14 protein-coding genes, 1 tRNA gene and 3 rRNA genes are annotated in these 22,980 nt (G+C 46.4%); 17 read left to right on the top strand and 1 reads right to left on the bottom strand.

Annotation, left to right across the window (positions count from 1 at the left end):
- Positions 1–17: 17 nt before the first annotated feature.
- The 10 genes from NST58_RS30055 to NST58_RS30010 all read left to right on the top strand — a co-directional run bounded on the left by NST58_RS30055 (position 18) and on the right by NST58_RS30010 (position 13,312).
- Positions 18–971 (top strand): glycosyltransferase family 2 protein, encoded by a 954-nt coding sequence (locus NST58_RS30055; RefSeq protein ID WP_076220752.1) that lies wholly within the window; start codon positions 18–20, stop codon positions 969–971.
- The gene (locus tag NST58_RS30050) at positions 968–2,374 is read left to right on the top strand and encodes an undecaprenyl-phosphate glucose phosphotransferase (RefSeq protein ID WP_076276867.1); all 1,407 of its coding nucleotides are present in this window, start codon (positions 968–970) and stop codon (positions 2,372–2,374) included. Before NST58_RS30055 ends, NST58_RS30050 begins: the two co-directional genes overlap by 4 nt.
- A gap of 108 nt (positions 2,375–2,482) precedes the next feature.
- Entirely contained in the window at positions 2,483–3,352 is an 870-nt protein-coding gene (locus NST58_RS30045) for a phosphatidylinositol-specific phospholipase C/glycerophosphodiester phosphodiesterase family protein (RefSeq protein ID WP_339245188.1), read from the top strand.
- A gap of 226 nt (positions 3,353–3,578) precedes the next feature.
- Positions 3,579–4,298, top strand: a complete 720-nt coding sequence (locus NST58_RS30040; protein WP_139330100.1) for a heptaprenylglyceryl phosphate synthase — start codon at positions 3,579–3,581, stop codon at positions 4,296–4,298.
- Positions 4,299–4,359: 61 nt separating this feature from the next.
- Positions 4,360–6,699: a DNA helicase PcrA gene (gene pcrA, locus NST58_RS30035; protein ID WP_076276865.1), complete on the top strand. Its 2,340-nt coding sequence runs from the start codon at positions 4,360–4,362 to the stop codon at positions 6,697–6,699.
- A gap of 77 nt (positions 6,700–6,776) precedes the next feature.
- Complete coding sequence (gene ligA, locus NST58_RS30030) at positions 6,777–8,789, top strand: NAD-dependent DNA ligase LigA (RefSeq protein WP_339245186.1); 2,013 nt, start codon at positions 6,777–6,779, stop codon at positions 8,787–8,789.
- A 180-nt stretch (positions 8,790–8,969) separates the two neighbouring features.
- Entirely contained in the window at positions 8,970–9,677 is a 708-nt protein-coding gene (locus NST58_RS30025) for a response regulator transcription factor (protein WP_036678667.1), read from the top strand.
- 19 nt (positions 9,678–9,696) lie between these two features.
- Entirely contained in the window at positions 9,697–10,809 is a 1,113-nt protein-coding gene (locus tag NST58_RS30020; RefSeq protein ID WP_076099628.1) for a HAMP domain-containing sensor histidine kinase, read from the top strand.
- A 62-nt stretch (positions 10,810–10,871) separates the two neighbouring features.
- Positions 10,872–11,456, top strand: a complete 585-nt coding sequence (locus NST58_RS30015) for a HAMP domain-containing protein (protein ID WP_076220674.1) — start codon at positions 10,872–10,874, stop codon at positions 11,454–11,456.
- 53 nt (positions 11,457–11,509) lie between these two features.
- Positions 11,510–13,312 (top strand): PBP1A family penicillin-binding protein, encoded by a 1,803-nt coding sequence (locus tag NST58_RS30010; protein WP_339245182.1) that lies wholly within the window; start codon positions 11,510–11,512, stop codon positions 13,310–13,312.
- A gap of 4 nt (positions 13,313–13,316) precedes the next feature.
- Here NST58_RS30010 and NST58_RS30005 read toward each other — a convergent pair whose 3' ends face one another.
- Positions 13,317–14,573: an MFS transporter gene (locus NST58_RS30005; RefSeq protein WP_036678676.1), complete on the bottom strand. Its 1,257-nt coding sequence runs from the start codon at positions 14,571–14,573 to the stop codon at positions 13,317–13,319.
- Positions 14,574–14,977: 404 nt separating this feature from the next.
- On the opposite strand from NST58_RS30005, the gene NST58_RS30000 reads away from it, so the two are divergent.
- From NST58_RS30000 to NST58_RS29970, 7 genes are all read left to right on the top strand, one after another.
- Positions 14,978–16,535: ribosomal RNA gene (locus NST58_RS30000) — 16S ribosomal RNA — on the top strand.
- Between the two features lie 101 nt (positions 16,536–16,636).
- Positions 16,637–16,712 (top strand) — tRNA-Ala (locus tag NST58_RS29995).
- 172 nt (positions 16,713–16,884) lie between these two features.
- Positions 16,885–19,811, top strand: a 23S ribosomal RNA gene (locus NST58_RS29990).
- Between the two features lie 128 nt (positions 19,812–19,939).
- Positions 19,940–20,056: ribosomal RNA gene (rrf, locus tag NST58_RS29985) — 5S ribosomal RNA — on the top strand.
- Together the 16S, 23S and 5S rRNA genes with 1 tRNA gene alongside form the textbook arrangement of a ribosomal RNA operon.
- A 421-nt stretch (positions 20,057–20,477) precedes the next feature.
- Positions 20,478–21,650 carry a GNAT family N-acetyltransferase gene (locus NST58_RS29980; RefSeq protein WP_339245180.1) on the top strand — a complete coding sequence of 391 codons (1,173 nt, stop codon included), beginning with the start codon at positions 20,478–20,480 and terminating at the stop codon, positions 21,648–21,650.
- Positions 21,651–21,943: 293 nt separating this feature from the next.
- The gene (locus tag NST58_RS29975; protein WP_036680465.1) at positions 21,944–22,405 is read left to right on the top strand and encodes a CtsR family transcriptional regulator; all 462 of its coding nucleotides are present in this window, start codon (positions 21,944–21,946) and stop codon (positions 22,403–22,405) included.
- Between the two features lie 30 nt (positions 22,406–22,435).
- Entirely contained in the window at positions 22,436–22,960 is a 525-nt protein-coding gene (locus tag NST58_RS29970) for a UvrB/UvrC motif-containing protein (RefSeq protein ID WP_036680467.1), read from the top strand.
- The last annotated feature ends 20 nt before the right edge of the window (positions 22,961–22,980 follow it).

Here is a 22,980-nt window from a genome sequence, read left to right as displayed (position 1 = left end):
GTCAGGAGCGTTACGCAGTGAATGTAGATGTAAGCATACTTATTGTCAATTACAACACGTGTCGCCTGACGATGGACTGTATCAGGTCGGTATATGACTCAGAAACGAACTATTCCTATGAGATTATTTTGATAGACAACAATTCCCATGATGATTCGGTAGAGATGATTGGTAGAGAGTTTCCAAGTGTCATGTTGATCGCAAATAACGACAATGTCGGTTTTGCCCGTGCAAATAATCAGGGGATGGAAGCTTCATCCGGACGGTATGTACTATTGCTCAATTCAGATACGGTGGTACGCAGGGATACGCTGGAGACGATGATCTCCTTTATGGATGGTCGTCCCGATGTTGGGGCGTCAGGATGTAAGATTATATTGCCAGATGGGTCGCTGGATAAGGCGTGTAAGCGAGGATTTCCTACACCGTCAGCTTCCTTCTATTATGCTTTTGGTTTCAGTAAGTTGTTTCCGGATCGACCGAAGTTTAACGGTTACCAGTTAGGTTATCTGGACCCTGATCTTGATTACCCGATAGATTGTCTGGTGGGTGCGTTTATGCTGCTGCGGCGGGAGATGATTGATCAGGTAGGCGGCTTAGATGAAGAGTTTTTTATGTACGGTGAGGATTTAGACTGGTGCTATCGTATTAAAGAAGCTGGTTGGGAGATTTATTATTATCCGAAGACCTCCATCGTACATCTCAAAGGCGGCAGTGCCAGACGTAGACCGTTTAAGATCGTCTATGAATTTCACCGGGCAATGATATTATTTCACCGTAAGCATTATAGCAGGAAGTACAACAGTATTATAAATGGAACAGTATATGCTGGTGTTGGTGTGAAGTTTGCCCTGTCCCTCTTGCGGAATGCCCTAATCTTTCCTAAAGCAGTTCCATCACCTGCACAGAGTCTTAGCTCTGCTACGGAAACAGGCGCTCGTAACGATAAGAATACTGAGGTGAGATTATGATTCGGCGGAATCAGAAATTTTTGACACAGCTCTATATGGTTGCTGACTTTCTTGTCATCCAACTGTCCTTTTTAGCGGCTTGGTGGATCAAGTTCAAGAGCGGATGGATGGAATCTTATAACACGCTGCCTGTAGAGTCTTACGCTTATTGGAGTATGATTTATGGCGTAGTAGCTGTCTTAATCGGTATCCTTTTATCGCTTTATTTGCCTAAGCGTAAGAAACGTTTTGTCGATGAGTTTATTAAGATTTTTCAAGTGCATATCATGAGCATCTTCATCCTGCTCGGTCTAATGTTTTTCGTGAAAGAAATTGATATCTCCCGTACATATCTGGCTATTTATATGGGATTTAATGTTCTTTCCATTATGCTTTACCGTTATGTGTTGAAGAAGATGCTTAAATCTTTTCGAGAAAAGGGCTTCAACCGCCAATTCGTGCTTATCATCGGCGCTGGTACACTCGGCAAAAGATTCTACAACAATTTGGAACAATATCCTGAGCTTGGATATGAAGCCATTGGCTTTTTAGACGATTACCATACTTGGGATGGGATTGAGGAGCAACGGTATAAACCGATCCTGGGAACGGTCGATCAGTTATCCGGAATGCTGGAGATGCTGCCTGTGGACGAGGTTATTCTTGCTTTGCCGCTCGATGCGCATTCTAAATATCCTTCGATTATTGCGGCCTGTGAAAAAGCAGGGGTACGCACATTGATTATTCCGGATTTCTTTGATTATTTACCGGCGCGTCCTTACTTTGATAACTTTGCAGGTATGCCAATGATTAATGTTCGTGATATTCCACTGGATATGACGGGGAATAAGATGGCAAAACGTTTGTTTGATATCGTGTTCTCTCTATTCGCTATTATTATGATATCTCCCGTGATGCTGATCGTAGCTCTCGGCGTACGTCTTACCTCACCGGGACCGATCATATTCCGGCAGGAACGGGTGGGACTTAATCGGCGTAATTTTATGATGTATAAGTTTCGTTCAATGAAGCTGCAGCAGGACGGGGAAGAGGATACAGGTTGGAGTACGCGGGAAGATCCTCGTAGAACTCGATTTGGAACCTTTATCCGTAAGACAAGTCTGGATGAGCTTCCGCAATTTTTTAATGTATTACTCGGTCATATGAGTGTAGTTGGCCCACGGCCAGAACGACCATTTTATGTAGAACAATTCCGTGATGAAATTCCGAAGTATATGGTGAAGCACCATGTGCGTCCAGGAATTACGGGCTGGGCACAGAGCAATGGGCTGCGCGGGGACACTTCAATTGAGGAACGGATTAAGCACGATATTTTCTATATCGAGAACTGGTCCTTACTGTTCGATATTCGAATTATTTTCAAAACGATTCGCAACGGCTTCGTTAACAAAAACGCATATTGAGACCTGCACTTATTTAGATTTGTGAAATTTTAATAATACCCCGTTTTGCCACTGGCAGAGCGGGGTATTAATTTTCTAATCTAAACTTTGCAAAGGAAACTCACAACTATGAATAAGAAAAAGATTATTGCAACCGTAGTAATGATTGTCGCACTAATAATAATTCTTGTAATAACGTTGAACAAAGAGGAAGAGCAACAACCCGCGAGCGGTTTTGAAACGCACAGAATCGTTGCACATGCCATGGGGGGAATTAACGGCTACACGTATACCAATGCTTGGGAGGCCTTTGTCGCTAACTATGAACGGGGAACTCGCGTATTTGAAGTTGATTTTTTGTTATCGAAGGATGATCAGTTGGTTGCTCGGCATGAATGGACAGGCAATATGAGCAAGCTTTTAGGTCAGTTGGAGGTTCTCACTGCTAATAAACAGGGTGTGGCACTAGATTACGAGGAATTTATGGACAGCCCCATCCTGAATATATACTCTCCGCTTGATATTGAGAAGGTGCTTGATCTAATGCAGAATTATCCAGATGCTTATATCGTTACGGATACCAAAGAAATCCAACCGGAACTTATAGAGAAGCAATTTACATTGCTGACCGAAGCGGCGCAGCGTCGGGATCCAGCGTTGTTGGAGCGGATAGTTCCACAGATCTACAATCAGCCGATGCTTGATGAGATCAATAAGGTGTATTCTTTTCCAGAAGTGCTTTACACCCTGTACCAATCTAAGGATACGGATGAACAAGTTATTGAGTTTGTTAAAAAAACAGGTGTGGATATTACGATGCCAGTTAGCCGGGCCACCAAGAGTTTTGTCAAACAGTTAAAAAATATCGGAGCTCGTGTATACGTTCATACAGTGGATGAAGAGGATGAGATTAGAGAGCTATCTCGTATGGGTGTAGACGGATTTTATAGTGATTTTGTGCCTGAAAATGATTTGAATAACCTCAGAAGTATACGTTGAAATCTATCTCCACTCATTACAACTAATATATCCCCGTAAAGTGGTGCTTTCCTCAGATGCGTATTCAGGTACTTTGCGGGGACCTCAAATTTACATGCGAAAAAATGTTCGTATTTTTGTTCGCTTTAAATTGACACACCTCCTGTGCTGGCATAGACTAGATCTATATCTTTTGCGGCGGCAGGAGTGTTTTGTCTTGCCCAAATGACAATTAAGGATGATTCCCATGAAATCAGTACAGCAAATGATCAAACCTTGGCGGCATGTGTTTAAGTTGGACCCAGATCGTATGATTTCAGATGAGGATTTGGAAGCCGTTTGCTTGTCCGGCACGGATGCCATATTGATAGGAGGCTCTACAGGAGTTACTTATGAGAATACAGTAGATCTCTTATCAAGAGTAAGACGTTTTGAGCTGCCCTGTGCACTCGAGGTATCCGAACTTGAAGCTGCTGTACCCGGATTTGATCTTTATATGATTCCTATGGTGCTAAATACACCTGATCCAGCTTGGATTGTAGGCCATCATCGTCGAGCTATAGAGCGTTATGGATTTATGATCCCATGGGATCAGCTGCTAACGGAAGGTTACGTCGTTTTGAACAGTGATTCTTCAGTTGCGCGGATTACAGGGGCCGAGACAACCATTAATGCTGAAGAGGCGGCTGCGTATGCCCAGGTTGCGGACAAGCTGATGTCCCTGCCAATAGTCTATCTTGAATATAGCGGTAGATTTGGGGATATGGAGACAGTACGTATAGTGCGTGAGATGGTGGAGCAAGCCCAACTATTTTATGGAGGCGGCATTACTTGTGAGGCAGAGGCCGAGCAGGCAGCAGCTCTATGTGATACAGTAGTTGTCGGCAATATTATTTATCGGGATGTAGAGCAGGCAATTCGTACGGTATTTGCTGTTAAAAAGACGGTGCAAGAGCAGTTCGACTAGCGGTTAGCTTATGGACTACTTATGATTTGTAATTTCATTTTTAGAAAGGAGCATGTTACACATGCAACTTATTAACATACAAGACGCGGTCAGCCGATTGAATCCTCCACAAAGGCAGGCTGTCGAAACTACTGAAGGACCCCTTTTGATTATGGCTGGTGCGGGCAGTGGGAAGACGAGAGTGCTGACTCACAGAATTGCCTGGCTGATTGCTAATCGAAAGGCGCCGCCTTGGGCGATTTTGGCGATTACATTTACGAATAAAGCTGCGAGGGAAATGCAGGAACGTGTATCTAAGCTCGTTGGACCTGAGGGAAGAGATATTTGGGTATCCACCTTTCACTCCATGTGTGTTCGGATCTTGCGGAAGGATATTGAGCGCATTGGATTTACTTCCAACTTCTCGATTCTGGACTCTACAGACCAGTTATCAGTAATTCGTAATTGCATGAAGGAACTGAATATTGATACGAAAAAATTCGAACCGAAAGCTGTACAAGCCATAATTAGCGCATCTAAGAATGAACTGATTACTCCGGCGCAGTATGAGCAAAAAGTCGGTGATTATTTCGAAGGTTTAGTTGCCAAGGTTTATAAAATGTACCAACGGCGTTTGAGAAGCAATAACTCGCTTGATTTTGATGATTTGATTATGAAGACTATCGAATTATTTAAGGAAGTTCCCGAGGTTCTGGATTTTTACCAAAAGAAGTTCAAATACATCCATGTGGATGAGTATCAGGATACGAACAGAGCACAATACATGTTGTGCCGCATGCTGGCAGACAGCCACCACCGCATTTGCGTGGTAGGGGATAGTGACCAGTCGATCTATCGCTGGCGTGGTGCGGATATTACGAATATTCTTAATTTTGAAGAGGATTATCCGGAAGCGAAGACGATTCTGCTAGAACAGAATTACCGTTCAACCGCTAATATCCTGAATGCAGCCAATGGGGTAATCGCGCTTAATAGTGGCCGTAAACCGAAAAAGCTGTGGACCGATTCCGAGGAAGGCGCCAAGATTAAGGTGTACCGGGCGGATTCCGAGCATGACGAAGGGTATTTTGTAACCGGAGAAATCAGCAAAAATGTGAAGCAAGGTCAAGCTTACCAGAATCACGCGATTCTGTATCGGACGAATGCTCAGTCACGGGTAATAGAAGAAATTTTGATCAAATCAGATATTCCATATCAAATCGTTGGCGGGATCAAGTTCTATGATCGTAAAGAAATCAAGGATCTGCTGGCGTATCTACGTTTACTGTCTAACCCTGATGATGATATCAGCCTGACGCGTATTATTAATGTTCCTAAGCGTGGATTAGGAGATACAACGGTTGGCAAGCTGGCAGCTGCTGCTGGTGAACGTGGTGTTTCTATTTTCCGAGTACTGCAAACGGTCGATGATTTGGGCTTTGCTGGACGGACGCGGAATATGCTAGTAGAGTTCTACGATATGATTGAAGCTCTACACCGTATGGTGGAGTTCTTGTCTGTAACCGAATTGACGGAAAAAATACTGGAAATGTCGCAGTACCGTTTGGAGCTGCAAAATGAAAACACACTCGAATCACGCTCGCGGCTAGAGAATATCGATGAGTTCTTATCGGTGACGATGGAGTTTGAAAAGAACAACGAAGACAAGTCGCTGGTCTCCTTCCTCACAGATCTTGCACTTATCGCAGATATCGATAGTGTGAACGATGATGAAGAGGATCGTAGTGATGCTGTTGTGTTAATGACGATGCACAGCGCCAAAGGTCTGGAGTTCCCGACGGTATTTATCGTCGGAATGGAAGAAGGCGTGTTCCCACACAGCCGTGCCTTCCAGGACAACGACGAGCTGGAAGAGGAACGCCGGCTTGCGTATGTGGGGATCACCCGCGCGGAGAAACAACTGTTTCTCTCTTGTGCGCGGATGCGTACGCTCTTTGGCCGGACGACGGCGAACCAACCGTCCCGCTTCTTAGAGGAAATTCCGGAGGAACTGAAGGAAGATACCGTTAAGACTCAAGACCGCTTCCAGCGCGGAGGCGCGGAGGCAGGCGGTGCTTACGGCGGACGCGGCTTCGGCAGCGGTGGCCGTGGGAACTTTGGCGGCCGGGGTGGAGCCGCCGGAGCTACGCCGGCAGGCGGCGGAAGCACGGCGTCAGCGGCGGCAAGCAAGAGCAGCGTGACCGTGACCTCCGGAGGCGCACAGCGTGCTACCGGAGCAGGGGCTGCAGCAGCTGGCGATTACAAAGCGGGTGACAAGGTCTCCCACGGCAAATGGGGCACGGGCACCGTTGTATCTGTTAAAGGCAGCGGGAATGACACGGAGCTACAGATTGCTTTTCCGGCTCCCGTGGGTGTGAAACGCCTGCTTGCGGGGTTTGCGCCGATTACCAAAGTGGAATAATAGCAGACAACGATTAACGAACGGATATTTAGACCACGCTAACTTTAGGAAACTTATTGACGGAGGGATGTACCTGCATGGATGCTATGCATGTGATGGAAGAGCTTGTTGCGGAATTAAATAACTATAATTATCACTACTACACGCTGGATGCACCGCTAGTCAGCGATAAGGAATACGATGTTTTATACGACAAGCTTGTAGCACTGGAGGCTGAGAGTGGCTTCGTACTACCGGATTCGCCTACACAACGTGTAGGTGGAGAGCTGCTTAAGGGCTTCACGCCGCATCGGCATCTGGCACCGCTTTGGAGTCTGGATAAAGCACAGAATATTGAACAGCTGCGCAGCTGGAATACCCGGGTGCTCCGGTTAGTGAATGAATACAATCTTAAGAATCCAGATACCCCTCTTCCTGATCCTTGTTATGCAGTAGAACTGAAGTTCGATGGCTTGACGCTGAATTTAACCTATCGTAATGGTGTTCTCGAACAGGCATCAACGCGTGGCAATGGTGTAGTTGGCGAAGGAATACTTGCACAGGTGAAGACCATCAAATCCGTTCCATTGACGATTCCCTTCAAGGATGGGGTCATTGAGGTTCAGGGTGAAGGGATTATGAATCTGTCTGTGCTGGCTGATTATAATACAAGGGCTGCAGAGCCGCTGAAGAATGCGCGTAATGCAGCAGCAGGTGCACTGCGTAATCTTAATCCGAAGACTACTGCGGACCGCCGTTTGAACGCTTTTTTCTATAATGTAGGCTTTGCAGAAGGCGCGGAGTTCGCTGACCATCAGGAAATGATGGATTTTCTGCGGAATAACAAATTTAAAGTGAACCCATACCTGACCTACTGCAATGATTTTGATGATGTAACTGAGCAGCTCGCTGGAATCGAGGAGAGTCGTTCGAGTCTTGATTACCTCATTGATGGGGCTGTAATTAAGGTCACGGATTTCCGGATCCGTGAGGTGCTTGGCTACACTGACAAGTTCCCGCGTTGGGCAGTTGCTTATAAATTTGAAGCCGAAGAAACGACGACCGTGCTGGAGTCTGTTAGCTGGAATGTAGGTCGTACAGGTAAAGTGACTCCGCTGGCTCGGGTTGAGGCTGTAGAGCTTGCCGGAGTTACCGTTCAGAACTGCACCCTGAATAATGTGGGTGATATTGAGCGCAAAAACTTGAAATTCGCCTTAGGTTCGCGGGTCTTTATTCGCCGTTCCAATGATGTTATCCCAGAAATTCTCGGCAAGGTAACAGAGGAGAATGACGGTGGAGAGATTATTTTCCCTGAGGACTGTCCAGCTTGTGGATATCCGTTAGAAATGCGCGGAGCACATCTTTTCTGTAACAATAAACTGAATTGTAGGCCGCAGATTATCAGTCGGATCACCCACTTTGCTTCGCGTGATGCGATGGATATCGAGACGTTCAGTGAGAAGACGGCGGGTCAGCTCTATGATGAGCTTAATGTACATGACTCTGCGGATCTGTATGAACTGAACTTTGAGCAGCTTGTACAGCTGAACCGTTTTGGTGAGAAAAAAGCACAGAATTTGCTGCAAGCTTTAGAAGATAGCAAAGGTAGAGATCTTGCTTCATTTCTCTTTGCGTTAGGGATCCCTAACACAGGTAAAGCAACGACGAAGATGTTGGCTGATCATTTCCGCGATCTGGATGCTGTGATGCAGGCCAAAGCCGAGGAGCTCGCTGAGTTACCAGACATTGGTGGGATTGTCGCCGAGAGCATTGTCAGCTTCTTCACAGACCCAGTTGTAGTAGCTAATGTTTCCCGCTTGCGGGCGTTGGGTGTGGAAGCGAAGGCTCCTGAGGCACCACGTCCTGTTAGTACCGATTCCTTCTTTAGTGGCAAAACGGTCGTATTGACCGGTTCCTTGCAAAAGCTTACCCGAGATGAAGCAGCTGAACGTCTGGAAGCACTCGGAGCAAAGGTGTCCGGAAGTGTTTCCAAGAAGACGGATTTAGTTATCGCTGGTGAAAAAGCTGGCAGTAAGCTGGCTAAAGCGCAGCAGTTAGGCATTCAGGTCATTGAGGATGAAGATGAGCTAATTCGCTTGTTGGATATGTAAGTAACAAACTATATTCGATTCCAAAAGGTTCCCGGTTCCATTTCGTTTAAGTACGAGAGGAGCAGGGGCCTTTTTTGCGTGGATTACAACTAAACGTTTCATTTTTAGAAAAAAATTCGGATGATCTGCTAATATATAGCTATAGATATTTATTACTATATTTGAAAGGAAACCCTTCCTGTGAAGAGAGAAACGATATTGTTAGTAGACGATGAGAAGGAAATTGTAGAACTGTTAACGATTTATCTCTGTAATGAAGGCTATAGACTGCTAAAGGCTTATGATGGAATGGAAGCGCTGGAATGTCTGCAGAAAGAGGAAGTTGATCTAATTATTCTTGATGTCATGATGCCTAAAATGGACGGGCTAGCTGCATGTATGAAGATCCGTGAAGAGCGGAAAATGCCAATTATCATACTATCAGCCAAAAATACAGATATGGACAAGATCTCCGGCCTGAGCCTCGGGGCAGATGACTACGTGGGCAAGCCGTTTAATCCTTTGGAGATTGTGGCACGAGTAAAATCACAGTTGCGCCGTTATCACGGATTTAATAAGGATAGTAATACGTTAGGAAACGACAGCAAACTAAGCTTTGAGGATCTGACTATAGATACGTCTAAGCATGAGGTATATGTAGACCAGCAGAAGATTAAACTTACTCCGCGGGAATTCTCTATTCTAGAGCTTTTAGCGAGACACCAAGGTCAAGTGCTTAGCTTGGAGCAAATTTACAATAAGGTATGGAATGAACCCTTTTTAGATGGCGGTAACACAGTGATGGTACATATTCGTAATCTCCGAGACAAAATCGAAATCGATTCGAAACGCCCACGTTATATACAAACCGTCTGGGGAGTTGGCTATAAATTAGACGGACCTTCCTGAAAGGATTAGGTGAGGCTTCTTGAATTCTAAATATATAACGACGATTCGCTGGAAGTTTATGTTTGCTTTTTTGCTGAGTGTGCTTTCGGGCGCTTTGCTGCTCATGGCAGGGTACCAACTCGTCAACTTTATGATCTATCTAAATCCGGCTTCAGAGTCGGCTCCCTATTCACGCATACTGCGCTGGATTATTAATCATATTGGCTCTATGCCACTAATGACAGCAGCGGGTATTATCAGCTTTTTATTATTCTTTTTTATCTACACTCGTAAAGTTGTGCTGTATCTGGAAGAGATCACAAAAGGGATTCGAGAAATTACAAGCTCCGGGATGTCCCATAGAATTGAAGTCAGAACCACAGATGAGCTGGGTGTGCTGGCTGAGAATATTAATGAAATGGCTGAGCGTTTGCAGCACTCCATAGAGGAGGAACGTAAAGCTGTAAATGCGAAAAATGACTTGATCACAGGTGTTTCCCATGATTTACGCACCCCGCTTACCTCTGTCTTGGGCTTTCTGGAATACATCGAACAAGATCGATGTCAGGAAGAAGCGGAAATCCGGTATTACGTGGATATAGCCTACAACAAATCCCTGGTGCTGCGTAAACTGATCGATGATCTTTTTGAATACACACGTGTAAATAGTGGAGAGTACCCTTTGGTTATGCAGAGATTGGATTTGAAGGCCTTCATACGGCAGCTGGCGGAGGAGTCAGTTCCTGAACTAACAAAGGCGGATATGATCTATGAAATCGAGGACGTTGCTGATGAGTTATGGATAGAGGCTTCGCCTAAAGAATTAGTACGTGCTTATGAAAATTTGATTACTAACGCGATCCGTTACGGCAGAAGCGGCGGGAAATTGGAGATAGGTTTCAGTAAAAAGGAAAATGATGCTGTGGTCCGTATTAGCAACTTCGGAGAGAGGATTGCGGAAAGTGATATCCCTTTTATTTTTGAACGATTCTATCGGGCAGAAAAGTCGCGTTCACAGCATACAGGCGGCTCAGGGCTTGGACTTGCGATTGCCAAAAGTATCATCGAACGCCACAATGGCGTTATTTATGTAGAAAGTACATCTCTTCGCACGGATTTTATTACCCGTTTCCCATTCTTCATAGAATCTTAAGAAAACTCTGGCGGGTTCTTAAGATTTGGAAGTTATCCTTGTGGCACAAGGAGGGAACTACCATGCCAAAACTTCGGACGGTTCGTATCAGCTATTTATATATTTTTATGGGTTGTGCTCTTTTGAGTGCTGCCTTTCTTTTTGTTGTCCAGCGGGCTGTCGCTTTGCTGTATTCTCATTATTCGGGTCAACCAGGAGCCTTTTTTGTCCGGCTTATTCATTGGGTTATTAATCATATGGGTCAAACCCCTAGTGCCATCCTTCTTTTTATTCTAGTCTTCGGTGGGCTGTATGTTCTTCGTTCACAGAAAATGGCTGATGATTTGCGCTCGCTAGTGGTGGGAACCACGGAGCTGGCAGATAAAGGAGTCGCCCAGAACATCAAGGTTCTCTCTGGAGGAGAAATAGGTGAAATTGCTGCTAACCTCAATCGAATGCAAAGAATAGAAGTTCCAGATAGAGGTGCAAGCTCAAAGCGGATAGAGGACACACCAGCAGTAGCTTTATTAATAAGAACTAGGGCGATACTTCGCACTCTCCGTGAGGTTGAAGAGGATGGGGCGGAAGTACATACACTTCTTGCAGCAGCGAATGATGAAGTACGCAGTATGGAGCGGTTCCTGGAGAACCTGATTATCGAATCATGAGCAGATGGAATGCACGCACCCGGATATTGCGAGTAGGGTACCTATTATTTGATGTGAGTGTTATTAGTGCGGTATTGGTGCTTTTGATTTTGTTTTATGTATACCAGTATGGGGGGATTGTACTTAACCGGCATGAGGATAGGCTGCAATTGCCAGAATCAAGCCTCATCACAGCTTCAGATGGAACAGTTATACGAATGACTCCGCTACCGAGCTCGGGTTATAGGCTTACAGCAGAGCTTGAGGAGATGCCGGCTTTATTAATAGATACCTTTTTAACAGTAGAAGACCGCCGTTTTTATAGCCATCAAGGGGTCGATTATAAAGGGATATCACGCGCGTTCTTAAAAAATATCTTGGACATGAGTTTATCAGAAGGTGGCAGTAGTATTACTCAACAGCTTGCTCGCAATCTTTATTTGAACAGAGATAAGAATATGCTGCGTAAGTTAAATGAAACCTCTATTGCTTTTGCCTTGGAGCAGCGACTGACGAAACGTGAGATTTTGCAGCTGTACCTCAATCAGATTTATATGGGGCGGGGACAATATGGAGTAAAAGCAGCAGCGAAGCGTTACTTCGGCGTGTCTGATCTGAAAAAATTGGAGATCTGGCAAATAGCCACTCTGGCGGGAATCCCTAAAGGCCCCTCTATTTATAACCCAGTAGACAATAGTGCATTATCCAAAACGAGAAGAAATCTAGTGCTAAAGATGATGTTCAATCAGCGACTAATCACGTATGAGCAAATGCAGGAAGCTATGAATAAACAATATCAGTCTCCAGCTGCGGTCGAAAATGGGGTTGCCGGAGTGTATTATGTGGATGCAGCCCTTAAGGAAGCGGCTCAGATCACAGGGGAATCCGTAGAGGAGCTTCGTACAGGCGGCTACACTATAGTTACAGGTTTGAACATCAAAGCACAGCAGGCACTTGAGCAGGCCGTTCTCAAAGAGGCTTCATTTCCACCTGACGGAAAAGATCAGCAGGTAGAAGCAGCTATGACCATAATGGATCATCGTACAGGAGAAGTAGTGGCATTGATTGGTGGGCGAGATCAAAACGAGGGCAATTTGAACAGAGCTATTATTGATGCACGTCAGCCGGGTTCCAGCTTTAAGCCGATCATTGATTATGGACCTGCACTCGAGAGCGGGAAATTCAACCCGAATAGTATGCTGTCCGACCGTAAAGTTGCTTATGGCAGCTATAAGCCTGAGAACTTGAACGGTATATACCAAGGTCAGGTCACAATGAACACAGCTTTGCAAAAATCCATCAATGCACCAGCCGTATGGGTATTGAAGCAGGTTGGAATCTCTTCTGCGCGGCAATTTGCCGCCAAATTAGGAATTGTACTGACGGAGGAGGACAATCATTTATCAATAGCTTTGGGGGGGCTTCATAATGGGGTTTCTCCACTAAAAATGGCCCAGGCCTACAGTGTCTTTGCTAGTGGAGGAAAATTTAATGCGGCTCATATGGTGCGCTCCATAACGGATTCAAAAGGGAAGGTCTTGTATACTCATCCCTCTGAATCACGTCAGGTAATCTCGCCGCGTACCGCAGAAGCGATGACGGCTATGTTACGCAATGTTGTTAATGAAGGAACAGGGAAAAAAGCGCAGATGAACAGACCAGTAGCGGGAAAGACCGGTACGACCCAATTGGACTTGGCTGGCGTGAGCAAGAAAGCTAATCGGGATCTTTGGTTTGTAGGCTATACTTCGGAGTGGACAGCTGCGGTATGGATGGGTTTTGATCGTACGAATCAGGATAATTACATGACTGAAGGCAGCGGGAAGGCTGCCGCTCTATTTTCTACAGTAATGAGTAAAGCCTTAAGTGATCATTGAGAAGTTATTGCGCCGCCCATTCTTCTAATTTCTCATCTCTAGGAAGCAGCAAGGCAAGAAACCCAAGCAGCGGGAGGAAGCCGCAAGCGATGAACACTTTAGCAATCCCGATACTATCAATGAGGTTGCCGAGGACTAATGAGCCGATCCCGCCGAGTCCAAAAGCAAGTCCCGTGATCAGACCTGAAACTGTGCCAATGTTGCCCGGATATAGCATTTGAGCATAAATGACGGTAACAGAGAAGCTGGACAGAAGGATGAAACCGCCAATCAGCAGCAATACAGCCGCCCATAATGGACCTACAAAGGGTAGAGCAAGTGCAAAGGGAACGGTTCCTACCATTGATAGTAAGATGAGATTACGCCGTCCAAAACGGTCAGCCAGCGGACCTCCAAAAAATGTGCCCACTGCGCCAGCAGCCAAATACATAAAAATATAGATTTGGGCTTTATCCAGCGTCATTTGATATTTGTCCATTAGATAGAAGGCGTAGTAACTGCCGATAGAAGCGCCATACCAAGACCTAACAAAGACTAGGAATACAAGAATAATCGTTGCTGTTCGTATACTTTTTCGGCGGGCGGGGTCGATTGCTCGTGCTGTTGATTTTTTATGAAAGGTATAACCGGCATCTAGCATTTCTCTATACCAGCGAGCTACATAGGTCTGAACAGCGATTCCGGCAGCCGCGACGATCGTGAAGCCTAGGGCACCAATCTGGCCAAAGGGGATGAATACCCATTTCGTAAGCATTGGACCCAGGGACTGGCCAGCATTGCCGCCCACTTGAAAAATAGATTGCGACAATCCCTTTCGCTGACCTGCGGCCATATGAGCAACACGCATACCTTCTGGGTGGAAGGTGGCTGAACCGAATCCGATCAGGATAACCGAGAATAAGACCAGAAAATAGCTATTGGCATAAGCCAATAGAAGTACACCTAAAAATGTGCTGCACATACCCAGTGGTAATAATATAGGACGGGGTTTACGGTCTGCAGCATATCCAATGACGGGTTGGATTACTGATGACGTCATATTTAAAGCGAATGAGATCCATCCAATCTGGGCGAAAGAGAGCAGTAGATTATCTTTGAGAATAGGGAAGATTGCTGGAATGACTGCTTGTATAGAATCATTAAATAAATGAACAAAACTGACAGCTAACAAAATTTTATAAATCGTTGCCTGCTGCAGATTACGCTGCTCCTTGTCCTTGCTGTCTACCGTGGACGCAGCGTCTGTAGGTTTGGTCTTCATTTTGACTCCTCTCTGTACTGATAGTTAGAAGGTAAGATTGGCGAATACGATAAATTCTATTTAGCCACAAATAATGGATGAATGGTATCAATTTGTGTTGTATTGAAGTTATTTATACGAATGATTTTTTTATTTCAAAAAAAGCTTGCAAACTCAATGACAGCATGGTATATTATCTCTTGTGCTTACGACGCATCGCACATACGAAACACAAGCGATGAAGAAATAAGTTGACAAGATAGAAACAAACATGATATACTCTAATTCCTGTGCAAGAGACATTGAATGTCGAAATGCTAGGAGCAAGTTCTTTGAAAACTGAACAAATGGAACACGTTAATTTTTAAAAAGATTCAATTAATGAATCGTCAGTTTCAAAATGAGCATATCGCTCTTTTCAATACTAATTGGAGAGTTTGATCCTGGCTCAGGACGAACGCTGGCGGCGTGCCTAATACATGCAAGTCGAGCGGAGTCATTTTGAAAGCTTGCTTTCAAAATGACTTAGCGGCGGACGGGTGAGTAACACGTAGGCAACCTGCCCTTCAGACTGGGATAACTACCGGAAACGGTAGCTAATACCGGATAATTTCTTTTTTCTCCTGAGAGAAGAATGAAAGACGGAGCAATCTGTCACTGAGGGATGGGCCTGCGGCGCATTAGCTAGTTGGTGGGGTAACGGCCCACCAAGGCGACGATGCGTAGCCGACCTGAGAGGGTGAACGGCCACACTGGGACTGAGACACGGCCCAGACTCCTACGGGAGGCAGCAGTAGGGAATCTTCCGCAATGGGCGAAAGCCTGACGGAGCAACGCCGCGTGAGTGATGAAGGTTTTCGGATCGTAAAGCTCTGTTGCCAGGGAAGAACGTCCGGTAGAGTAACTGCTACCGGAGTGACGGTACCTGAGAAGAAAGCCCCGGCTAACTACGTGCCAGCAGCCGCGGTAATACGTAGGGGGCAAGCGTTGTCCGGAATTATTGGGCGTAAAGCGCGCGCAGGCGGCTATTTAAGTCTGGTGTTTAAACCTTGGGCTCAACCTGAGGTCGCACTGGAAACTGGGTGGCTTGAGTACAGAAGAGGAAAGTGGAATTCCACGTGTAGCGGTGAAATGCGTAGATATGTGGAGGAACACCAGTGGCGAAGGCGACTTTCTGGGCTGTAACTGACGCTGAGGCGCGAAAGCGTGGGGAGCAAACAGGATTAGATACCCTGGTAGTCCACGCCGTAAACGATGAGTGCTAGGTGTTAGGGGTTTCGATACCCTTGGTGCCGAAGTTAACACAGTAAGCACTCCGCCTGGGGAGTACGGTCGCAAGACTGAAACTCAAAGGAATTGACGGGGACCCGCACAAGCAGTGGAGTATGTGGTTTAATTCGAAGCAACGCGAAGAACCTTACCAGGTCTTGACATCCCTCTGAATCCACTAGAGATAGTGGCGGCCTTCGGGACAGAGGAGACAGGTGGTGCATGGTTGTCGTCAGCTCGTGTCGTGAGATGTTGGGTTAAGTCCCGCAACGAGCGCAACCCTTAACTTTAGTTGCCAGCAAGTAATGTTGGGCACTCTAGAGTGACTGCCGGTGACAAACCGGAGGAAGGTGGGGATGACGTCAAATCATCATGCCCCTTATGACCTGGGCTACACACGTACTACAATGGCCGGTACAACGGGAAGCGAAGCCGCGAGGTGGAGCCAATCCCATCAAAGCCGGTCTCAGTTCGGATTGCAGGCTGCAACTCGCCTGCATGAAGTCGGAATTGCTAGTAATCGCGGATCAGCATGCCGCGGTGAATACGTTCCCGGGTCTTGTACACACCGCCCGTCACACCACGAGAGTTTACAACACCCGAAGTCGGTGGGGTAACCCGCAAGGGAGCCAGCCGCCGAAGGTGGGGTAGATGATTGGGGTGAAGTCGTAACAAGGTAGCCGTATCGGAAGGTGCGGCTGGATCACCTCCTTTCTATGGAGAATCGTTCTCTGCAATGAGAACATTCAAATCGGAAGTTTGACTTCCACAACCAATTAACGTGTATCCATTTGTTCGGTTTTGATGGAATTTGCGGGGCCATAGCTCAGCTGGGAGAGCGCCTGCCTTGCAAGCAGGAGGTCAGCGGTTCGATCCCGCTTGGCTCCACCAACAAACTTCATCTATTTGTTATGTCTATACACTTGATCCTTGAAAACTGGATACCGAAACGAATTTGCGTTTTAGAACATCTTTTAGCAACTTGTGTAAACAAGTAAATGTTATTAGTGAGATGATTCCAAAGAGAGTGTCATCGTATGATATTTTCCTGCGGAAAAATCAAGGTTAAGCTAATAAGAGCACACGGAGGATGCCTAGGCGCCAGGAGCCGACGAAGGACGTGGCGAACAACGAAACTGCCTCGGGGAGCTGTAAGCAAGCTTTGATCCGGGGGTGTCCGAATGGGGAAACCCAGCTGTGGTAATTCGCAGTTACTCATTTCTGAATACATAGGAAATGTAGAGGCAGACCAGGGGAACTGAAACATCTAAGTACCCTGAGGAAGAGAAAACAATAGTGATTCCGTCAGTAGCGGCGAGCGAACGCGGAACAGCCTAAACCTAAGAGCTTGCTCTTAGGGGTTGTGGGACGTCTCACATGGAGTTACAAAGGAATATGGTAGGTGAAGAGGTCTGGAAAGGCCCGCGATAGAGGTAAAAGCCCTGTAACCTAAACTGTGTTCTCTCCGAGACGGATCCCGAGTAGTGCGGGGCACGTGAAACCCCGTATGAATCCAGCAGGACCATCTGCTAAGGCTAAATACTACCTGGCGACCGATAGTGAAACAGTACCGTGAGGGAAAGGTGAAAAGCACCCCGGAAGGGGAGTGAAATAGAACCTGAAACCGTGTGCTTACAAAAAGTCAGAGCCCTATTAATGGGTGATGGCGTGCCTTTTGTAGAATGAACCGGCGAGTTACGTTTAACATGCAAGGTTAAGCCGAGAAGGTGGAGCCGCAGCGAAAGCGAGTCTGAATAGGGCGAATTAGTATGTGGACGTAGACCCGAAACCGTGTGATCTACCCCTGTCCAGGGTGAAGGTGCGGTAACACGCACTGGAGGCCCGAACCCACGTACGTTGAAAAGTGCGGGGATGAGGTGGGGGTAGCGGAGAAATTCCAATCGAACTCGGAGATAGCTGGTTCTCCCCGAAATAGCTTTAGGGCTAGCCTCGGTATAAGAGTAGTGGAGGTAGAGCACTGATTGGGTGCGGGGTCCGCAAGGATTACCAAGCTCAGTCAAACTCCGAATGCCATATACTTATTGCCGGGAGTCAGACAGTGAGTGCTAAGATCCATTGTCAAAAGGGAAACAGCCCAGACCATCAGCTAAGGTCCCCAAGTGTGTGTTAAGTGGGAAAGGATGTGGAGTTGCACAGACAACCAGGATGTTGGCTTAGAAGCAGCCACCATTGAAAGAGTGCGTAATAGCTCACTGGTCGAGTGACTCTGCGCCGAAAATGTAACGGGGCTAAACACACCACCGAAGCTATGGCTAGATACGTATGTATCTGGGGTAGGGGAGCGTTGTGTAGGGGTTGAAGGTGTACTGAAAAGAGCGCTGGACACTACACAAGTGAGAATGCCGGTATGAGTAACGAAAAGATCAGTGAGAATCTGATCCGCCGAAAGCCCAAGGTTTCCTGAGGAAGGCTCGTCCGCTCAGGGTAAGTCGGGACCTAAGGCGAGGCCGAAAGGCGTAGTCGAAGGACAACAGTTTGAAATTACTGTACCACCGTAATCCGCTATGAGCGATGGGGTGACGCAGGAGGGTAGTGACGCGGACTGATGGATGTCCGTCTAAGCAGTGAGGCTGATGTGTAGGCAAATCCGCACATCGATAAGGCTGGGCTGTGATGGGGAGCGAAAATTGTAGTAGCGAAGGTCATGATCTCACACTGCCAAGAAAAGCCTCTAGCCAGGAGAAGGTGCCCGTACCGCAAACCGACACAGGTAGGCGAGAAGAGAATTCTAAGGCGCGCGGAAGAACTCTCGTTAAGGAACTCGGCAAAATGACCCCGTAACTTCGGGAGAAGGGGTGCCCCGGTAGTGTGAATAGCACGAGGGGGCCGCAGTGAAAAGGCCCAAGCGACTGTTTAGCAAAAACACAGGTCTGTGCGAAGCCGCAAGGCGAAGTATACGGGCTGACGCCTGCCCGGTGCTGGAAGGTTAAGGGGAGTGGTTAGGGGTAACCCGAAGCTATGAACCGAAGCCCCAGTAAACGGCGGCCGTAACTATAACGGTCCTAAGGTAGCGAAATTCCTTGTCAGGTAAATTCTGACCCGCACGAATGGCGTAACGACTTGGGCGCTGTCTCAACGAGAGATCCGGTGAAATTTTAATACCTGTGAAGATGCAGGTTACCCGCGACAAGACGGAAAGACCCCATGGAGCTTTACTGCAGCTTGATATTGAATTTGGGTACGATCTGTACAGGATAGGTGGGAGCCGTAGAAATCGGAGCGCAAGCTTCGGTGGAGGCGCCGTTGGGATACCACCCTGATCGTATCTAGGTTCTAACCTAGTACCCTTATCGGGTACGGGGACCGTGTCAGGCGGGCAGTTTGACTGGGGCGGTCGCCTCCTAAAGAGTAACGGAGGCGTTCCAAGGTTCCCTCAGAATGGTTGGAAATCATTCGCAGAGTGCAAAGGCATAAGGGAGCTTGACTGCGAGACCTACAAGTCGAGCAGGGACGAAAGTCGGACTTAGTGATCCGGTGGTACCGCATGGAAGGGCCATCGCTCAACGGATAAAAGCTACCCTGGGGATAACAGGCTTATCTCCCCCAAGAGTCCACATCGACGGGGAGGTTTGGCACCTCGATGTCGGCTCATCGCATCCTGGGGCTGAAGTAGGTCCCAAGGGTTGGGCTGTTCGCCCATTAAAGCGGTACGCGAGCTGGGTTCAGAACGTCGTGAGACAGTTCGGTCCCTATCTGTCGTGGGCGCAGGAAATTTGAGAGGAGCTGTCCTTAGTACGAGAGGACCGGGATGGACGTACCGCTGGTGCACCAGTTGTTCCGCCAGGAGCATGGCTGGGTAGCTACGTACGGACGGGATAAGCGCTGAAAGCATCTAAGCGTGAAGCCCCCCTCAAGATGAGATTTCCCAATTAGTAAGACCCCTTGAAGACGACGAGGTAGATAGGTTGGAGGTGGAAGTGCAGCAATGCATGGAGCTGACCAATACTAATCGGTCGAGGGCTTATCCTATATGTAGAATGCAGATTCGTTTCGGATTCAGTTTTCAGGCATCAAGCCTGTAACACGCTTAGAAATTCATTGTCACTTCTGGTGATGAACCGAATTTCACGCGGCAGCGTCTGTTTCACAGATGCATGTTTGGTGGCGATAGCGGAGGGGTTCCACGCGTACCCATCCCGAACACGACCGTTAAGCCCTCCAGCGCCGATGGTACTTGGACCGAAGGGTCCTGGGAGAGTAGGACGTTGCCAAGCACAAATAGACCACTGTTGATAACTCGACAGTGGCTTTTTTGCGTCTATTATAGATTGTGGAAAACTTGTGGATAATTCATTGGAATTTGCAGAAAACTTACGCACATGTGGATAGATGATTAAAAGGCAAAAAATCACCAAATGGTGTGGATTAAGTACATATTTATGTAGATCTGTCAACAGAAAACCTAAGTAATACACGGGTTGCTGTGGATATAGTCATATTTATGTGGATAGAGGGATTAATAAGTGGATAATTATTTTAACTTGAATAGAACAAGATTACAAGACTATTTTTAAAACTGCCTAAGGCTGTGGATAACTAAAAAAAGTTCGAAAAATATCCTTATAATTCGCACACAATAAACTCTCTTGTTATACTAACCATAAAAGTAAATTCATAAATGATGAGGTGAGTTTTGTGGATATCAGACAGTTGCACTCAGAAGAGTTTGATCTAAGCATGGATTTATCTGAATATGCTTTTCAATACAAGCTGCCCAGTGAGAAAAGGGCGAATGCTAAGGAAAGATTTAAAGCAGAACGCGTATGGGGTGCTTTTGAAGAAGGTACTTTGGAAGCTAAACTTACTCTTCTTCCGTTCGAAGTGTACATACAAGGTAGATTAGTACCTATGGGAGGGCTCGCAGGGGTAGCGACATGGCCAGAGAATCGCAGACAGGGGCATGTGGCAAAGCTCCTGGCGCATACGCTGCAAACGATGAATGAGGCGGGGCAGACATTATCTTTTCTGCATCCGTTCCTGATCCCCTTTTATCGCAAATTTGGTTGGGAAGTTTATTGTGAATATAAGAAATACTCCATTCCTGTTGCCAGGTTCCCCAAGAAGGTTGAAGTTGAGGGCAAGGTAAGACGTGGTGTTATAGATATCGAAGTATTGGACAACTTATACAATCGTTTTGCAGTTAGATATAACGGAACACTTAAGCGTGATTTGGACTGGTGGGAGAGCTCTGTTCTGGATGATGAAGGTCAGACTGCGGTATTTTATTCACAGCTTGGGGAACCTGAAGGATACGTACTATATAAGATAGAAAATAGAGAGCTGGTCATTGATGAATTTGTGTTTTTGAACGAACAGGCCCGGCAGGGGCTGTGGACATTTCTTGCGAATCACGATTCGATGGTGACCGGTGCATCGCTAAAACTGGTGCCATCCGATGATATGTTACCCTTTTTGCTGCCTGATCCGCGTATAGAGCAGGAGAATTATCCTTATTTTATGGCGCGTATTGTTAATGCTAAAGCATTCGTGGAGAGTTATTCTTTTAAGCGTCACAACAGTCAGAAGAAACAGGTTATCTATATTGAAGATAAATATGCCCCATGGAATGACGGGTTGTGGGAATGGACTGTCTCCGAAAAGGGAGCAGCAGCTTTCTTGCGTATAGAGGGTGAACGGGATGCAGCTGACTTAAGCTGTGATATTGGTACGCTGACGATTCTAATGTTTGGATATAAACGCCCGGCAGAGCTGGCTCGTTATGGACGTGTGACTGGTAATCCGAGGGCTCTGGAATGGCTCGAAGAAATCATACCGCAAGCTGAAACTGCACTTTTTGATCATTTTTAGAAAATAATTAGGCTCTCCCCTTCGAAAGATGCTGGGAGAGTTCTTTATTTCCGAATACATTCGCTGAAAAAAGTGAAAAATAAGAGAATCCACTTGGAATTAGCACAGAATATGTTATAATATTAAAAAGTCAAAGAAAGTCAAAGTCAACGCACCTGATGACATACAGTGCGATCCTCTGAATTTGTGAAGTTTTCTTCAGACTTATATGAATGAAGTTCACTAATGAATGTCATTAAGGATGCGGGCGCAAGCGATATTATGAAGCTTTAAAGAGCACTGGAGGATGAGTGATGCGCAATATCTCTGATATTATTGAACAATATCTGAAGAATATTTTGCATGAAAGTCCCGAAGGTACGGTGGAAATCCAGCGAAATGACCTGGCGGACCAGTTCTCATGCGTACCGTCACAGATCAATTATGTTATTAGTACACGCTTTACACTGGAAAAAGGCTATGTGGTGGAAAGTAAGCGTGGTGGCGGGGGATATATTCGTATTCAACGTTTTGAATTGCCGCCCAACGTGGCACTGCATGCCCATTTAAACCATACTATAGGTGGCGGGATAGATCAAAACGCTGCCGAAGGGTTGATTTATCAACTGGAGGAAGCTGGTTTTCTAAGCAAGCGTGAGGCGTGTCTTATGCGCGCTGCTGTTTCTCGGGATTGCCTAACGGTTAAGATTCCATATCGGGATGAGATTCGGGCCAAGATTATGAAGGCGATGTTAATCTCTTTGTTAGGCAAATAATTGTCAATCATAAGGGAGGGGCTTTCGCTTATGCAATGTCAGGAATGTGGCGTCAAGCCAGCAACACTCCATTTCACCAAGATCGTGAATGGAGAGAAGACAGAATTTCATATCTGCGAGAGCTGTGCGCGGGAGAAGGGTGAACTGATCCCGGGAACTGCTGGAGGATTCTCCATTCACAGCTTGCTGTCCGGTCTGCTTGATCTTGAAGGGGCCGGTAAGGAAAAGACGGCTGCTACGAAGACTACGCAGAGTCTGCAATGTGAGAATTGTGGAATGACGTACTCGCAGTTTAGCAAATTGGGTCGTTTTGGCTGCAGCTCCTGTTATAAATATTTTAACAGTGCACTGGACCCGCTCTTTAAACGGGTGCATGGCAGCACTTCGCATGTAGGCAAGATTCCTAAACGTGCTGGAGCACAAATTGTGTTCAAGCGGCAAATTGATGAATTGAAGCTGGAATTACAGCAAAGTATCGCACAGGAGGAATTCGAAACTGCGGCAGAGCTGCGGGATCAAATTCGCCAACTTGAAAAAGAAATGGCACAAGAGTAAAGTCTTTGATATATAGGGGG

The sequence above is a fragment of the Paenibacillus sp. FSL R10-2796 genome, from assembly GCF_037965315.1.
Taxonomy (GTDB): Bacteria; Bacillota; Bacilli; order Paenibacillales; family Paenibacillaceae; genus Paenibacillus_AQ; species Paenibacillus_AQ odorifer.
This window is presented reverse-complemented; position numbering and strand designations above follow the sequence as displayed.

What these genes read in the sequence shown, in the direction of transcription:
- NST58_RS30050 (WP_076276867.1), top strand. Translation starts at nt 968, where the DNA reads ATGATTCGGCGGAATCAGAAATTTTTGACACAGCTCTATATGGTTGCT.
- NST58_RS30005 (WP_036678676.1), bottom strand. Translation starts at nt 14,573, where the DNA reads ATGAAGACCAAACCTACAGACGCTGCGTCCACGGTAGACAGCAAGGAC.
- NST58_RS30045 (WP_339245188.1), top strand. Translation starts at nt 2,483, where the DNA reads ATGAATAAGAAAAAGATTATTGCAACCGTAGTAATGATTGTCGCACTA.
- NST58_RS29975 (WP_036680465.1), top strand. Translation starts at nt 21,944, where the DNA reads ATGCGCAATATCTCTGATATTATTGAACAATATCTGAAGAATATTTTG.
- NST58_RS29970 (WP_036680467.1), top strand. Translation starts at nt 22,436, where the DNA reads ATGCAATGTCAGGAATGTGGCGTCAAGCCAGCAACACTCCATTTCACC.
- NST58_RS30015 (WP_076220674.1), top strand. Translation starts at nt 10,872, where the DNA reads ATGCCAAAACTTCGGACGGTTCGTATCAGCTATTTATATATTTTTATG.
- pcrA (WP_076276865.1), top strand. Translation starts at nt 4,360, where the DNA reads ATGCAACTTATTAACATACAAGACGCGGTCAGCCGATTGAATCCTCCA.
- ligA (WP_339245186.1), top strand. Translation starts at nt 6,777, where the DNA reads ATGGATGCTATGCATGTGATGGAAGAGCTTGTTGCGGAATTAAATAAC.
- NST58_RS30040 (WP_139330100.1), top strand. Translation starts at nt 3,579, where the DNA reads ATGAAATCAGTACAGCAAATGATCAAACCTTGGCGGCATGTGTTTAAG.